The following is a 13,454-nucleotide window of genomic DNA, read 5'->3' on the forward strand; positions in this document are numbered from 1 at the left end:
TCGATCACGACGCCTTCTCCCGCGGAGTCTTCTGAAGGACGAGGCGTTCGGCACCCAGTGCCTCCGCGACATCGAGATCGTGGGTGATCGCGACCACGGCCGAACCCTCGTCGCGCACGCGGGCCAGGAGTGCGACGAGCTCGGCCCACGTGCGGGCATCCTGACCGAAGGTCGGCTCATCGAGCACGAGCACGCGCGGTCGGGTCGCGAGAGCCGCCGCGACCGTCAGGCGCCGCTTTTCTCCTCCCGACAGCGTGTAGGGGTTTGCCTCGGCAAGCCGCTCCAGCCGAAGGCGGTGCAGCAGCTCGTCGATGCGAGCCTGGATCTCCCCCTCGCTCAGCCCGAGTGCCCTCGGGCCGACGTCGAGCTCCGCGCGCACGGTCTTCGCGAGCAGCTGATGCTCCGGGTCTTGGAACACCATTCCCAGACGCGTCAGCAACGCACGCGAGGGCCAGGTGTGCGGCACCCCGGTCTGGCCCGCGGCCAGGGCAGCGGATGCCTCGATCACGCCGGATCCCGGAGGGATGAGACCCGCGACCGTCAGCCCGAGGGTGGACTTGCCCGCGCCGTTGGGCCCGGTGATCGCCAACGCCGCACCCGCGCGTACCTGCACCCTCGGTACCTGTGCGACCGTGGTGCCGCGCACCCGCTCCACCGATATCCCGCGCCCCGACAGCAGCACCTCTCCCGGCGCGGTCGTGGCGCGCCGGGGCCACGTCGCACGGTGCCCGGGCACCCATACGCCCGCCGCGGCGAGGTCCGCACCACGCTCACGCAACACCGTCTCGGGTGGGCCGTCGGCGATGACCGCGCCCTGATCGAGCACGACGACCCGGTCGACCAACGGCACCCAGGCATCGACGCGGTGCTCGACGACCACGAGCGTCGCGCCCGTGGCATCCAGCACCCGTGTGACGGCGTCGCGCACCTGCCTCACGCCATCGGGATCGAGGTTCGCGGTCGGTTCGTCGAGGATGACCAGGCCCGGCCGCATCGCGACGACCGCCGCGAGCGCGAGCCGCTGCTTCTGTCCTCCGGACAACGCAGACGTGGAGTGCGCCAGGGGCACGTCGAGCCCCACGACGTGCAACGCCTCGCGCACACGTGACCAGATCTCCTCACGCGGCACGCCAAGGTTCTCGCAGCCGAACGCGACCTCGTCGCCGACCCGAGCGAGGACGACCTGGGAGTCGGGATCCTGCAACACGAGCCCCGCGCGGCCGCGCGCGTTCGCGGCCGCGGCACCATTGAGCAACAGGGCGCCCTCGCTCTCGCCCTCGTCCCCGCCCAGCACGCCGGCAAGCCCCTTCGCGAGGGTGGACTTGCCCGATCCGGAGGCGCCCAGCAGCAGCACCCGCTCCCCGGGGTCGATGCGCAGATCCAGCCCGCGCAGCGCCCACGCATGTCGGCTGCCGTGCCGCCATCCCCACCCGTTCGCGACGACCGCAACGGGTGGGGAGGCAGGTGCGGTGCTCACGTCAGACGCGCTGACGGGTCTGACGACCCGCGGGGAAGGCATCCAAGGCGCCCGTTGCCGCGAGCGCCCGCATGAGAAGCCACGACAGCAGACCCGCGATCACCGCACCCGAGACCACTGTGCTGACCATGTAGACGATCGTGAAGGTGACGTCGGCGCCCACGTACCAGAGCACGAGGTTGTTGATACCGCCGGCGAGCGCCGCTCCCGCACCTGCCAGCATCGCAACCGGCAGCGACCAGACGCGGTAAGCGAAGATCAGGAAGACGATCTCGGCTCCCAGCCCCTGGACGAACCCCGCCTCGAGCGTGAGGAACCCACCCCACTGATTACCGACAAGCGCGGAGACGACGGCGGCGAGCACCTCGGTGTAGATCGCGGCACCGGGCTTTCGGATGATGAGTGCGCCCAGCACGCCGGCGAACAGCCAGGGGCCGTCGAGCAGCCCCTGAAGGCCCGGCAGCAGCGGCTCGAGCACGGTGCTCGGGCCGACATATCCGACGTTCCACGCCAGGAATATCAGGCCGGATGCCACGCCGACGACGCTGGCGACGACGATGTCGACGATCCTCCAGCGGAACGTGCGGGCTCCGGTTTTCGGGGACGACGCAACAGACATTGTTCTCTCCTTCCTGCGCTGGCATGACCCAGATCAGGTTCGACGGTCGAAGCGGGAACGCTTCCTCTCAGCCCGGTCTCTCCGGACTCCCGTGGTTGACGCTGACGAGTATAGGACGCAGTTCGAGCTAACCTGGGCGAGATGACGGACACCGAAGCGCCCGCGGCCCCGACGGGGACGGACTCGGACGCGCTCGTGCCCGAGCCCGCGGACACCACCCCCGGCACCGACATCGCTCTCCGCTGGGCCGGTGCCCGCACCGCCGTCGTCTACGCCGAGCCGCGCCACATCGTCGGCCTACTCGATGACATGCCTCGCAAGGCATCTTGGGTACGTGCCGCGATCTTCCCGACACTGATGGTGCTCGCGGCCGTGGCGATCTACGCCGGAGTGACGCTGTTCTGGCCCCTCACCTCCGTCATGCCGACAACGGCATCCGTCGAGGTCGCACCCCTCACGGCCGCGGCCGCTGCGCCCGCGTGGCCCTCCGACGGCAGCGCCGCCGTCGCCGTCACGGGGTTCGAGTCGACGGGAGAGAACGGCACCGTCTCCTCCACGGGTGAGGCCTCGCCGATCGCGAGCATCACCAAGCTGGTCACCGCGCTCATGGTGCTCGATCGACTCCCGCTCGCCGTCGGCGAGTCCGGACCGGACTACTGGTTCACGTCCTCGGACAGCTACGCGTACTACAACGCGCTTGCGCGCGGCGAGTCGGCACTGCCGGTTCCTGTCGGCCAATCGCTGAGCGAGTATCAGATGCTCGAGGCGGTTCTGGTGGGCTCGGCGAACAACTACGCGCAGCGGATGGCCGACCAGTTCTGGCCGACAGACGCGGTGTTCGCCAGCGCCGCCCGCTCGTGGCTGGCGACGCATGGCATCTCCGGCGTGACGGTGGTGGAACCGACCGGGATCGACGAGAACAACACGGCGACACCGACAGGGGTCATCGCGCTCGCCGAGAAGGCGATGGAAAATCCCGTGATCGCCCAGATCGTGGCACAGCCCGCCGTCGATCTTCCCGGCGTCGGCGTCGTCACCAGCACGAACGACCTGATCGCAGACCCCGGCGTCGTGGGCGTCAAGACCGGAACACTGGCGGTCTCCGGCCGCGAGATCAACGACCTGGTCGTCGCGCGGGATTTCACCGTCGGTGACACGGTCATCCGCGGCTACGCGACGGTGCTGGGCGAGCCCTCCGATGAACGCCGCGCCGAGGCAGGACGCGCCCTGCTCGCACAGTTGGAGACGGAGCTGGCGACGCCCTACATCGTCCCGGCGGGCACGCTCGTGGGAACGGTCGAGACGGCCTGGGACGAGACCTCCCCCATCCGCACGACGGCGGACGCCTCGGTCATCCTCTGGAACGGTGCGTCCTCGACGTCCACGACATCGCTCGATCTCGACGCCGGCACCGATGCCGACGCGCCCGCCGGCACGTTCACGCTCTCCGGCCCCCTCGACACCATGACGGTGGACGCCGTGGTCACGACGACGATCGAGGGCCCCTCACCCTGGTGGCGCCTCACTCACCCGCTCGAGCTCTGGGGCCTCGTCCGCTGATCGCCCGCGCCCACATTCATCGAAGCATCCAGTTCTCACCGAGCTGGCCCGCATAGCGGGATGCCTCGACGACATCGGGATGCGTCGGTGCGAGAGTCACGCCTGCCGCGAGGGTCACGCCGGGGGCGAGGCTCAGGCCCAGAGGGGCGGGGACGGCGCGAACGCGAAGGCATCGGTGACGGTCGAGGGAGCAAGATCGGCGAGCGTCGGCGGCTGCCACGTCGGGGTGCGGTCCTTGTCGACCAGCTGTGCGCGAATGCCTTCGATCATGTCGGGCTGGGTCGCGCCGAACCACATGATGAGGCCGAACTCCTGCGCCAGGGCCTCACGAACCCCGGACAGTGAACGTGCGCGGCGAACGGCCTCGAGGGTCACGGCGAGCGCCGTGGGTGCGGCCGTCGCCAGCTGATCCGCCACGGCCTGTGCTGCGGGCTCGGGCCGGGAGCGCAATGCAGCGATGATCGCCGGTACGGATGCCGCGGCGAACGCCTCATCTACCCACTCGCGCACCGTGGCGAGCGGCGCCGCGGGAACAGGCTCCGCGAACCGCGCGATGACCTCGTCGAGATCGCCGCCGGCAACGAGCGCCCCAAGAAGTGCGTCGATCTGCGACGAAGCGACGATCACGTCGGCGAATCCCGCCATGACGGCATCGGGCCCGCTCATGGTCGCGCCCGTGAGGCCGAGATACTCCCCGAGCCGGCCGGGCGCGCGCCCGAGCAGCCAGGTGCCCCCGACATCGGGCGTGAAACCGATGCGCGTCTCGGGCATGGCGAACGCGGAGCGCTCGGTCGCGACGCGTACGGCCGCGTGACCGGCCAGGCCGATTCCGCCACCCATCGTGATCCCGTCGGCGACGGCGACGATCGGATGCCGATACTCCGCGATCCGGGCGTTCAACGCGTACTCCGAGCGGAAGAACCGCTCGGGCCCGGAGGTGTCGCCGGCGCGCAGCTGGTAGTACAGCCCGCGGACGTCGCCGCCCGCGCACAGACCGCGCTCGCCCGCACCGCGCAGGACGACGGCGCGGATGTCGGCATCCTCTTCCCAGGCGGCGAGCGCACCGGTGATGGCGTCGATCATCTCGAGGTCCAGCGCATTGAGGGCTTCGGGTCGGTTCAGAGTGACGACGCCGATGTCGCCGCGGCGGTCGATGAGGACGCGTGAAGTCGTGGTGCTCACCCCGCCACGGTACCCCGCGGCGCCGCGCGCACCCCGCGTGGGATCCTCGCCTGAACCACAGCGGTCCGACAAGATGGGGCACAACACTGGCGAGGAGGGGTGCATGCCCGCAGGAGAGGTGCTCGAGTTCTCGGGGCTCACCAAGCGCTTCGGCGCGGTCACCGCGGTCTCGGATGTGACGTGCCGGATCGAACCGGGACTCGTGACCGGGTTCCTCGGCGCGAACGGTGCCGGCAAGACGACGACGATGCGCGCGCTGTTGGGACTGGTCCGCCCCTCCTCGGGCACGGCGACGATCGGCGGTCTGGCCTACCACGAGCTCTCCGACCCGCTACGCACCGTGGGCGCGGTGCTCGAAGCGACCGGTTTCCACCCGGGGCGCTCGGGAGCTGCCCATCTGACGATCTACGCGCAGGCGGCCGGCCTCCCCGGCGCTCGGGTCGACGAGGTGCTGGGGCTTGTGGGACTGAGCGACACGGCGGGACGGAAGGTCGGCGGGTATTCGCTCGGTATGCGCCAGCGCCTGGGACTGGCCTTCGCCCTGCTCGGCGACCCCGGTGTACTCGTGCTCGACGAGCCGACCAACGGCCTGGACCCCGAGGGCATCCGCTGGGTGCGGAGCTTCCTTCGCACCCTCGCCGCCGAGGGACGAACGGTGCTCGTCTCCTCACACCTTCTCGCCGAAGTGCAGCAGACCGTCGATGCCGTCCTCATCCTCTCCCACGGGTCGCTGGTGTTCTCCGGCACGCTCGAGGACCTCGCCCTGCAGCAAGAGCCGGCGACCGTCGTCGATGCGCCCGACCGCGCGGCGCTGGCGCGGGCCCTCGAGGCGTCCGGCACGACGTTCACGACGATGCGCTCCGGGCTGCGCATCGACGGCGTGCCCGCGGCGCGGATCGGCGGCATCGCGGCGGGTGCCGGAGTCGCCCTCTCGGCCCTCAACGACAAGAGTCTCTCTCTCGAAGAGGTCTTCCTCGAATACGCGAGCGGTGCGCATCCCCCCTTCCGCGCGCCGGACGGCGAGCCGCCCACCGCGGACGACCCGGCGGCCGCGGTGCCCACGCAGGGAGCGAGCGCATGACCGTCGCAACGGCGACCCGCGCCGAGTTCACCAAGCAATTCTCCACATCGATGTGGTGGCTGCTCACGATCATCCTCGTCGCCTACGTCGCCTTCACCGCCGGTGCGCTGGCGTTCGTGTTCGGCGGGGTGGATGCCGGAGTCCTGCCGGGCCAGGGAGCCCCCGTTCCCACCGAGGGCATTGCGCCCGTGCTGTACGGCCTGGCCGCGACCGTCGGCTACGTCGTGCCGCTGATCGTCGGGACGCTCATGGTCACCGGCGAGTTCCGTCACCAAACCCTGACGGCGACGTTCCTCACGACGCCGCGGCGCAGCACGGTGCTGTGGGCGAAGATCGTGGCCGGCGCGATCATCGGCGTCGGCTTCGGCATCGTCGGTACCCTCGCCGCGGCGCTTCCTTCCGCGGGCATCCTCGCCGCGTTCGGCCTCCCCACAGACCTGGACTCGCGTGAGACCTGGGCCCTGCTGGCACGGGTGGTGCTCGCCTTCGCGATCTGGGTGTTGGTCGGCATCGGTGTGGGGGCGCTCGTGCGCAATCAGGTGGCGGCCGTGGTCGGCGTGCTCGTGTTCACGCAGTTCCTTGAGCCGATCGCCCGCACCGCGGGCGCCTTCGTCGACGGTCTCGACGCCGTGACGGCCTACCTCCCCGGCGCCGCGTCCGATGCCCTCGTGGGCTCGAGCGTCTTCGCCCTGGCGGGAGGCGCCGCGGAGAGCGGTCTGGAATGGTGGGCGGGCGGGCTGGTGCTGACCGCCTACGCCGTCGTCTTCCTGGTGCTCGGGTACGCCACGAGCTGGCGCCGCGACGTCAGCTGACGATATCGGCGACGTCCTCGGCGGGTCCCTCGACGTCCTGCTGAAGCGCCTGGACAAGCGCGAGACCGTGCCGGGTGGTGAGGACGACTCGCTGGAACTCCTCGTGCCCGTCCAGGTCGATCACCACCCCCGGCTTGCGGCGGCGCACGATCACGAAGTCCTCGCTGCCGGCGGCTTTCCAGGTTCCCATGGCGAGGACGCGGCGCACGTGGGTGCCGGGGCTCGCCACACCGCGCAGCCAGGTCCACACATCGTCCGAGAGCTGGACTTTCGCGATCGTCTCCCGCGGGATGTCGATGTGGGAGCGGCGGAACGACATCAGCCTCTCCGACCCGGACAGCGCGACCTGGAGGTGCGCGGAATCCAGCAGGAGGGTGACCATGCCCATAGTCTGCCAGCGCTCGCGGGGCACCCCGTGCACGAATTTCTTACAAGCCCGCAACAATCGGCATATGTCACGGCGGTCCCGGTGCGTGACGATGGTGAGACACTGAACTGGTGCGTTCGCTCGACCCCTCTCTCCTCGTCGTGGGAGATGCGAGCCTCGCCACCGCCCTGAGCCGTGCGGAGGCCGGCTTGCCCCTGTCCCATCGCGACATCGTCGCCGTACTGAACGCGCGCGGCGACGACCTCGACGCGGCCCTCGACCTCGCCTCACACCTGCGGGATCGGGGTCTCGAGACGGCCGGGCGGCCAGGGATCATCACCTACTCGCGCAAGGTCTTCGTCCCGCTCACGACGCTGTGTCGCGATCGCTGCCACTACTGCGTCTTCGTCGACACCCCCGCCCAGCTGCGCGCGAAGCACAAGCCGGTCTTCATGAGTCCCGAGCAGGTGCTGGCCGTCGTCCGCCGCGGCCGGGAGCAGGGCTGCAAGGAGGTCCTCCTCACCCTGGGCGACCGCCCCGAGGATCGCTGGCCCGAGGCCCGCGCGTGGCTCGACGAGAACGGGTTCGCCTCGACGCTGGAGTATGTCGCGCACATCGCGCGGCTGGTCACCGCTGAGACCGGCATGCTCGCCCACGCGAATCCCGGTGTCATGAGCGCGGACGAGTTGCGAGCGATGCGCGCCGTATCGCCATCGATGGGGATGATGCTCGAGACGACCTCGCGCCGCCTGTTCGAGCTGCAGGGCCAGGTGCACTACGGCTCCCCCGACAAAGACCCGGCAGTGCGCCTGCGCGTGATCGAAGATGCGGGGAAGGCGCGCATCCCGTTCACCACCGGTGTGCTGATCGGGATCGGCGAGACGGTGGAGGACCGCGCTGACTCCCTCCTGGCCATCCGCGACAGTCACGAGCGCCACGGGCACGTCCAAGAGGTGATCGTCCAGAACTTCCGCGCCAAGCCCGGCACTGCGATGCGCACCGCACCAGATGCCGAGCTGTGGGAATACGTCGCCGCGGTGGCCGCCGCACGCCTGACGATGGGGGCCGAGGCCCGCATCCAAGTGCCGCCGAACCTCTCCGACCCCGATGAGTTCGCCCTGCTCGTGCGCGCCGGCGTCGACGACTGGGGGGGCGTCTCGCCCGTCACCGCCGACCACGTCAACCCGGAGCGCCCCTGGCCGCACCTCGATGATCTCGCAGCCCTCACCTCACGCGCCGGCTACACCCTCACCGAGCGACTCACGGCACACCCGGAGTACGTGACCGACGCTGCGCTCTGGATCGATCCGCAGCTGCACGCACCGGTCGCCGCTCTCGTCGATGCGCGCACGGGACTCGCGGCGGCCGGACCCACCGCTCCGGCACCCCCCCGACGCACGACCCGCGAGGCGTTCGCGTCACTTCTGGATGACGCGATGCGTGATCCCGCGGGGATCGCGGACGACGAGTGGATCCGGCTCCTGTCGGTGACCGGCGCCGACCTCGATGCGCTGACGGATGCCGCGGACGATGTGCGCCGATACACGGTCGGCGAGGCGATCAGCGTCGTGGCCAATCGCAACCTCACCTCCTCCGGCCTGCGCGCGGCGGGCGGGGAGGACCCCGCGACGTTCACGATCACGGATGTCGCCGCGATCGCCGCTGACGCGGCCGACCTCGGCGCCACAGAGCTGTGCGTGCAAGGACTCATCCCGGGTGACCCCGCGGGATACCTCGCGATCGTGGCTGCCGCCCGCGGCGCCGCACCGGACATCCACCTGCACGCCTACCGTCCCCAGGACGTCTGGGATCTCGCCGAGCGCACCGGCCTGAGCATCGATGATGCCTACCGCGCACTGCGCGAGGCGGGCGTGGGAACGGTGCCCGGCACCGGCGTGAAGATCCTCAGCGAACGCGTGCGCGCCCAGGTCGCCCCGGGCGACCTCGAGATCGAGCGTTGGCTGACCGCCATCCGCGCGGCCCACCGCGCCGGATTGCGATCGACGTCCGTGCTGTTCTACGGACATGTCGAGACGGCCGCAGAACGCATCGCACACCTGCGCACACTCGCCGAGATCCAGCGCGAGACCGGCGGCTTCACCGAATTCGTCCCGATCCCGCTGCCGGGACACGACGTGCCGCTCGTGGTCGGTCGCTCGCGTCTGGACGAGCACCGGGCGATGGTCGCGGTCGCGCGGCTGTTCCTGTCCAACGACATCCGCAACCTCCAGGTGCCGTGGCCGAGGCTCCCCCTGGGCGAGGTGCGCACCCTGCTGGCATCCGGCGGCAACGACCTCGGCGGGACGCTGCTGGACGGGCGCGTCCTGCCGCACGCCGGCATCGAGGCCGGAAAGCAGCTCTCCCTCGCCGACGCGCATGCGCTCTCGCGTCGGCTGTTCCGTCCGCTCCGCCAGCGCACCACCGACTACCGGGATGTGACGGGACGTCGATGAGCACGCATGTCGAGGCGCTGATCGTCGGCGCCGGGTTCGCAGGTCTGGCCACCGCCCTGGAGCTGCGGGCGGCGGGGGTCGATGACATCGCCCTCATCGAGCGGGCGGACGATGTCGGTGGCACGTGGCGCGAGAACCGTTACCCCGGTGTCGCCTGCGACATCCCCGCGCATCTCTACGCACTGGGCCGCCACCCCTGGCCACATTGGTCTCACGAATTCGCACCCGGTGACGAGATCCAGAACTACCTGCGCACCGTCGCAGACCGCAGCGGCGTGCGCGCGCTCATCCGCTTCGACACCCCGATGACCGCGTCGCGATGGCACGAAGACCGCTGGCACGTGGAAACACCGACCGGCGACATCCACGCGCGCGCCCTGCTGCTGGCATGCGGGAGGCTCACCGACCCCTCGCTCCCCGACATCCCGGGGAGCGAGGGGTTCCCCGGCGTCCTCACACACACCGCCCGATGGGATCCGGCCACCGAGGTCGACGGACGCCGCATCGCGGTCATCGGCACCGGCGCCAGCGGCGTGCAGCTGGTACCCGAGCTGGTCCGACGCGGGGCACACGTCACCCTCTTCCAGCGGACAGCCGCCTGGGTTCTGCCGCGCGGTGGCCACGGCTACACCGATGCCGAGCGCGCGCGCTTTGCCGCCGCTCCGGAGGAGATGGCACAGCTGCGCGAGCGCCTCTTCGTCGACGGTGAGGCGCGGTACGCATCCCGGTCGGGTGATGCCGCGGCAGCGGCCGCGGCATCCGATCAGGCCCTCGCCCACCTGGCCGATCAGATCCCCGACCGGCGGCTGCGCGCTGCGCTCACGCCCGACTACGCCTTCGGATGCAAGCGGGTGCTGCTCTCGGACGACTTCTATCCGGCCGTCGCCTCCGCGGCCGTGACCCTCGAGCCCTCGGCACTGGAGCGGATCGAGGGTCACACGCTGATCTCCGCCACCGGCACCCGGCACGAGGTCGACCTCGTCGTGTTCGCCACCGGCTTCCGCGCCACCGAGCAGCCCTACGCACGGTTCGTCACCGGAGAGAGCGGGGAGACGCTCGCCGACCACTGGTCGTCGGGGATGACATCAGTCCTGTCCACCGTCGTCCCGGGCTTCCCGAACCTGTTCGTCCTGAACGGTCCGAACGCCTCGCTCGGACACAACTCGTCGATCCTGATGCTCGAAGAGCAAGCCGCCTACGCCGCCCGTACCCTCGCGAAGCTCACCGATGGCGAGATTCTGCGGCCGGACCCGGCGGCCGAGGCCGACTACTGCCGCCGGATCGACGAGCGTGCGGCGCCGACGGCGTGGATCACGGGCGGCTGTCACAACTGGTACGTCGACGAGCGCTCCGGCAGGCTGACCCTGCTGTGGCCGGGGACCGTGGCGGAGTTCCGTGCGCAGATGCGCGCGGCCGACGGTTCCGAATTCCTGAGAGAGCCCGTGACGGGCGTGAGGAGAAGCACCACATGACCATTCCCCTGCGACTGGGATACAAGGCCTCTGCGGAACAGTTCGGCCCCAGCGAGCTCGTCGATCTGGCCGTTGCGGTCGAGGATGCCGGCTTCGACTCGGTGTTCGTCTCGGACCACCTCCAGCCGTGGATGCACGAGGGCGGTCACGCCCCCGCTGCGATCCCGCTGCTGGGCGCGATGGGCGCGCGCACCTCGCGCGTGCTGCTGGGGACATCTGTGCTGACGCCGACCTTCCGCTACCACCCCGGCGTCATCGCGCAGGCGTTCGCCACCCTCGGCGCGCTGTATCCCGAGCGCGTCATCCTCGGCGTCGGTACCGGCGAGTCGCTCAACGAGGTGACACTCGGCATGACCTGGCCCGATCCGCCCGAGCGCTTCCGCCGTCTCAAGGAAGCCCTCACGATCATCGACAAGCTCTGGAGCGATGAGCGCGTCACCTACGAGGGCGAGTTCTACACGGTCAAGGACGCGACGATCTACGACCGCCCCGACACCCCTGTCCCGGTCTACATCGGAGCGGCCGGCCCCGCCGCCACGCGACTGGCGGGCCGTATCGCCGACGGCTTCATCACCACCAGCGGCAAGGATCCCGCGCTCTACACCGACACGCTGCTGCCGGCGCTCGATGAGGGCCTGGGCAAGTCCGGGCGCACCCGTGACGACGTCGACACCCTCATCGAGGTGAAGGTCTCCTACCACCCCGACCCGGAGGAGGCACTCGAGCGCACCCGATTCTGGGCGCCGTTGGCCCTCAGCCCCGAAGAGAAGATGGGCATCCACGACCCGATCGAGATGCAGCGTCGCGCCGCGGAGCTCCCCATCGAGCGCGTCGCGAAGCGCTTCATCGTGTCGTCCGACCCCGATGAGCACGTCGAGAAGATCGCACAGATCGCCGGGCTCGGCTTCCGTCACCTCGTGTTCCACGACCCCGGCCAGGACCAGGCCGGTTTCATCGAGCGCTATCAGGCCGACATCCTGCCGCGCCTGCGCGCACGACTGGGCGCGTGAGCGAGCAGATCACCTGGAGCGTCGTCATCCCGGTGCGAGGCGGCGCCGGAAAGACGCGCCTCGAGGTGCCCGGAGTCGATCGCGCACCGCTGGCACGCGCAATCGCCCGCGACACCATCGCGGCGGCGCGTGCGTGCGACCGCGTGGCCGAAGTGATCGTCGTCACCGGCGATGCCGAGCTCGCGCGCGACCTGTCCGGGTCGGTGACGATCGTGACCGACCCCGGACGTGGCCTCAACGCCGCCGTCGCCGCCGGCGCAGACCGTGCACGCAGCGCGTTCCGCGCCGCGCTTCTGGGTGACCTGCCGGCGCTGGACCCGCGGGATCTCTCACGGGCGCTCGAGGCGGCAACGGGGCATGAACGTGGTGTCGTGGCGGACACGGAGGGCACGGGGACGACCCTGCTCACGTCGCGGCGGCAGGGGCGGTTCGACAGCGCCTTCGGCGACGGCTCTTTCGCCCGCCACGTCGCCAGGGGCCACGTGTCACTGACCGGTGTGGAGACGCTGCACCGCGACGTCGACACCGTCGATCAGCTGCGCGACGCCGCGCGGCGCGGGATGGGAGCGCACACGTCCGCGCTGCTGGCGCGCGTCTGGCCCCGTGAGGGTCAGGGCGCGAGTTCTTCTGTCGCGTAGGGCAGCGGGAACTGGGCAACCGCGTCGATGAGAGCCTCGATCGTCTGCGGCGCCGCAACGGCATCCACCGTGAGGCCGGCGGCCCGCGCGTCCGTCGCGGTCAGCGGACCGATCGCCGCGACGATCGTCGAATCGGGGATCTCGGGGAACTGCTCGCGCACCTGCTCCGCGACCGATCCGCTCGTCACGAGGATCGCGTTGATCCGACCCGAGCGGACGTCAGCGGCGATGCGCTCGGTGACCGGAACACCCACCGTCCGATATGCGACGACGCTGCGCACCCGATGACCGGCGGCCGTGAGCGTCTGGGTGAGCACGGGCTTGGCCGTCTCGCTGCGGAGCGTGAGAATGTCACGCGGTTCCGGCTCCAGGGCCATGATCTGCTCGGCCATCCCCGCCGCAGAGTTGTCACGATCCGGGACGAGGTCCACCCGGTAGCCGGCTGCCTGAAGGGCCGCGGCGGTGGTCTCGCCGACAGCGGCGACCTTCGTCGTCGCGGGGATCTCGGCGCGATAGGCGTAGAGCACATCGACGGTGGTCGCGCTGGTGAGGGTGATCCAGTCGAAGGCGCCCTCGGCGAGTGCGGCGAACGCCGACTCGAGGTCGGCGGGGTCATGGCTCGGCGCGAAATTGATGAGGGGGGCGATCACGGGCACCGCACCCTGCCGGCGCAGCATTCCCGCCACGCTGTCACCCCACGGACCACCGCGGGGCACGAGGACGCGCCAGCCCGACAGCGGCTTGATCGTGGTGATGGGTTCGGTGCGACTCATGGTCCCGAGA

Annotated in this window: 12 protein-coding genes and 1 riboswitch; of the genes, 7 read left to right on the top strand and 5 right to left on the bottom strand. The window is 70.5% G+C overall.

What is annotated here, in order from left to right; all coding sequences use genetic code 11:
• Nucleotides 1–4: 4 nt before the first annotated feature.
• Complete coding sequence (locus ABD206_RS09510) at nt 5–1,519, bottom strand: ABC transporter ATP-binding protein (RefSeq protein WP_344071880.1); 1,515 nt, start codon at nt 1,517–1,519, stop codon at nt 5–7.
• A complete protein-coding gene (locus tag ABD206_RS09515) occupies nt 1,479–2,096 on the bottom strand; it encodes an ECF transporter S component (RefSeq protein WP_344071882.1) in 618 nt (205 codons plus the stop codon). Before ABD206_RS09515 ends, ABD206_RS09510 begins: the two co-directional genes overlap by 41 nt.
• A riboswitch (TPP riboswitch) is annotated at nt 2,090–2,199 on the bottom strand. Its footprint overlaps the gene before it by 7 nt.
• A gap of 38 nt (nt 2,200–2,237) precedes the next feature.
• On the opposite strand from ABD206_RS09515, the gene ABD206_RS09520 reads away from it, so the two are divergent.
• Nucleotides 2,238–3,656 carry a D-alanyl-D-alanine carboxypeptidase family protein gene (locus tag ABD206_RS09520; protein ID WP_344071884.1) on the top strand — a complete coding sequence of 473 codons (1,419 nt, stop codon included), beginning with the start codon at nt 2,238–2,240 and terminating at the stop codon, nt 3,654–3,656.
• A gap of 132 nt (nt 3,657–3,788) precedes the next feature.
• Here the strand turns inward: ABD206_RS09520 and ABD206_RS09525 are convergent, their stop codons facing one another.
• Entirely contained in the window at nt 3,789–4,838 is a 1,050-nt protein-coding gene (locus ABD206_RS09525; RefSeq protein WP_344071887.1) for an enoyl-CoA hydratase/isomerase family protein, read from the bottom strand.
• Nucleotides 4,839–4,941: 103 nt separating this feature from the next.
• Here ABD206_RS09525 and ABD206_RS09530 point away from each other — a divergent pair, with 103 nt between their 5' ends.
• Nucleotides 4,942–5,919 carry an ABC transporter ATP-binding protein gene (locus tag ABD206_RS09530; protein WP_344071889.1) on the top strand — a complete coding sequence of 326 codons (978 nt, stop codon included), beginning with the start codon at nt 4,942–4,944 and terminating at the stop codon, nt 5,917–5,919.
• A complete protein-coding gene (locus ABD206_RS09535; RefSeq protein ID WP_344071891.1) occupies nt 5,916–6,731 on the top strand; it encodes an ABC-2 transporter permease in 816 nt (271 codons plus the stop codon). The genes ABD206_RS09530 and ABD206_RS09535 overlap by 4 nt, the downstream gene beginning before the upstream one ends.
• On the opposite strand, the gene ABD206_RS09540 is transcribed toward ABD206_RS09535, so the two are convergent.
• Nucleotides 6,724–7,113, bottom strand: a complete 390-nt coding sequence (locus ABD206_RS09540) for a hypothetical protein (RefSeq protein WP_344071893.1) — start codon at nt 7,111–7,113, stop codon at nt 6,724–6,726. The genes ABD206_RS09535 and ABD206_RS09540 overlap by 8 nt on opposite strands.
• 116 nt (nt 7,114–7,229) lie before the next feature.
• Here ABD206_RS09540 and cofG point away from each other — a divergent pair, with 116 nt between their 5' ends.
• The 4 genes from cofG to cofC are packed head-to-tail and all read left to right on the top strand — an operon-like array spanning nt 7,230 to nt 12,671.
• Nucleotides 7,230–9,551 (top strand): 7,8-didemethyl-8-hydroxy-5-deazariboflavin synthase CofG, encoded by a 2,322-nt coding sequence (gene cofG / locus ABD206_RS09545; protein WP_344071895.1) that lies wholly within the window; start codon nt 7,230–7,232, stop codon nt 9,549–9,551.
• Entirely contained in the window at nt 9,548–11,023 is a 1,476-nt protein-coding gene (locus ABD206_RS09550; protein ID WP_344071897.1) for a flavin-containing monooxygenase, read from the top strand. Before cofG ends, ABD206_RS09550 begins: the two co-directional genes overlap by 4 nt.
• Nucleotides 11,020–12,033, top strand: a complete 1,014-nt coding sequence (gene fgd / locus ABD206_RS09555) for a glucose-6-phosphate dehydrogenase (coenzyme-F420) (RefSeq protein WP_344071899.1) — start codon at nt 11,020–11,022, stop codon at nt 12,031–12,033. Before ABD206_RS09550 ends, fgd begins: the two co-directional genes overlap by 4 nt.
• Nucleotides 12,030–12,671: a 2-phospho-L-lactate guanylyltransferase gene (gene cofC, locus ABD206_RS09560; protein WP_344071901.1), complete on the top strand. Its 642-nt coding sequence runs from the start codon at nt 12,030–12,032 to the stop codon at nt 12,669–12,671. The genes fgd and cofC overlap by 4 nt, the downstream gene beginning before the upstream one ends.
• Here cofC and ABD206_RS09565 read toward each other — a convergent pair.
• A complete protein-coding gene (locus tag ABD206_RS09565) occupies nt 12,644–13,444 on the bottom strand; it encodes a uroporphyrinogen-III synthase (protein ID WP_344071903.1) in 801 nt (266 codons plus the stop codon). The genes cofC and ABD206_RS09565 overlap by 28 nt on opposite strands.
• Between the last annotated feature and the right edge of the window lie 10 nt (nt 13,445–13,454).

The sequence above is a fragment of the Microbacterium sediminicola genome, from assembly GCF_039531125.1.
GTDB lineage: Bacteria > Actinomycetota > Actinomycetes > Actinomycetales > Microbacteriaceae > Microbacterium > Microbacterium sediminicola.

Bases quoted from the DNA above. Each gene is read 5' to 3' on its own strand.
- ABD206_RS09510 (WP_344071880.1), bottom strand. From the start codon at position 1,519: ATGCCTTCCCCGCGGGTCGTCAGACCCGTCAGCGCGTCTGACGTGAGC.
- ABD206_RS09515 (WP_344071882.1), bottom strand. From the start codon at position 2,096: ATGTCTGTTGCGTCGTCCCCGAAAACCGGAGCCCGCACGTTCCGCTGG.
- ABD206_RS09520 (WP_344071884.1), top strand. From the start codon at position 2,238: ATGACGGACACCGAAGCGCCCGCGGCCCCGACGGGGACGGACTCGGAC.
- ABD206_RS09530 (WP_344071889.1), top strand. From the start codon at position 4,942: ATGCCCGCAGGAGAGGTGCTCGAGTTCTCGGGGCTCACCAAGCGCTTC.
- ABD206_RS09535 (WP_344071891.1), top strand. From the start codon at position 5,916: ATGACCGTCGCAACGGCGACCCGCGCCGAGTTCACCAAGCAATTCTCC.
- ABD206_RS09540 (WP_344071893.1), bottom strand. From the start codon at position 7,113: ATGGTCACCCTCCTGCTGGATTCCGCGCACCTCCAGGTCGCGCTGTCC.
- ABD206_RS09550 (WP_344071897.1), top strand. From the start codon at position 9,548: ATGAGCACGCATGTCGAGGCGCTGATCGTCGGCGCCGGGTTCGCAGGT.
- fgd (WP_344071899.1), top strand. From the start codon at position 11,020: ATGACCATTCCCCTGCGACTGGGATACAAGGCCTCTGCGGAACAGTTC.
- ABD206_RS09565 (WP_344071903.1), bottom strand. From the start codon at position 13,444: ATGAGTCGCACCGAACCCATCACCACGATCAAGCCGCTGTCGGGCTGG.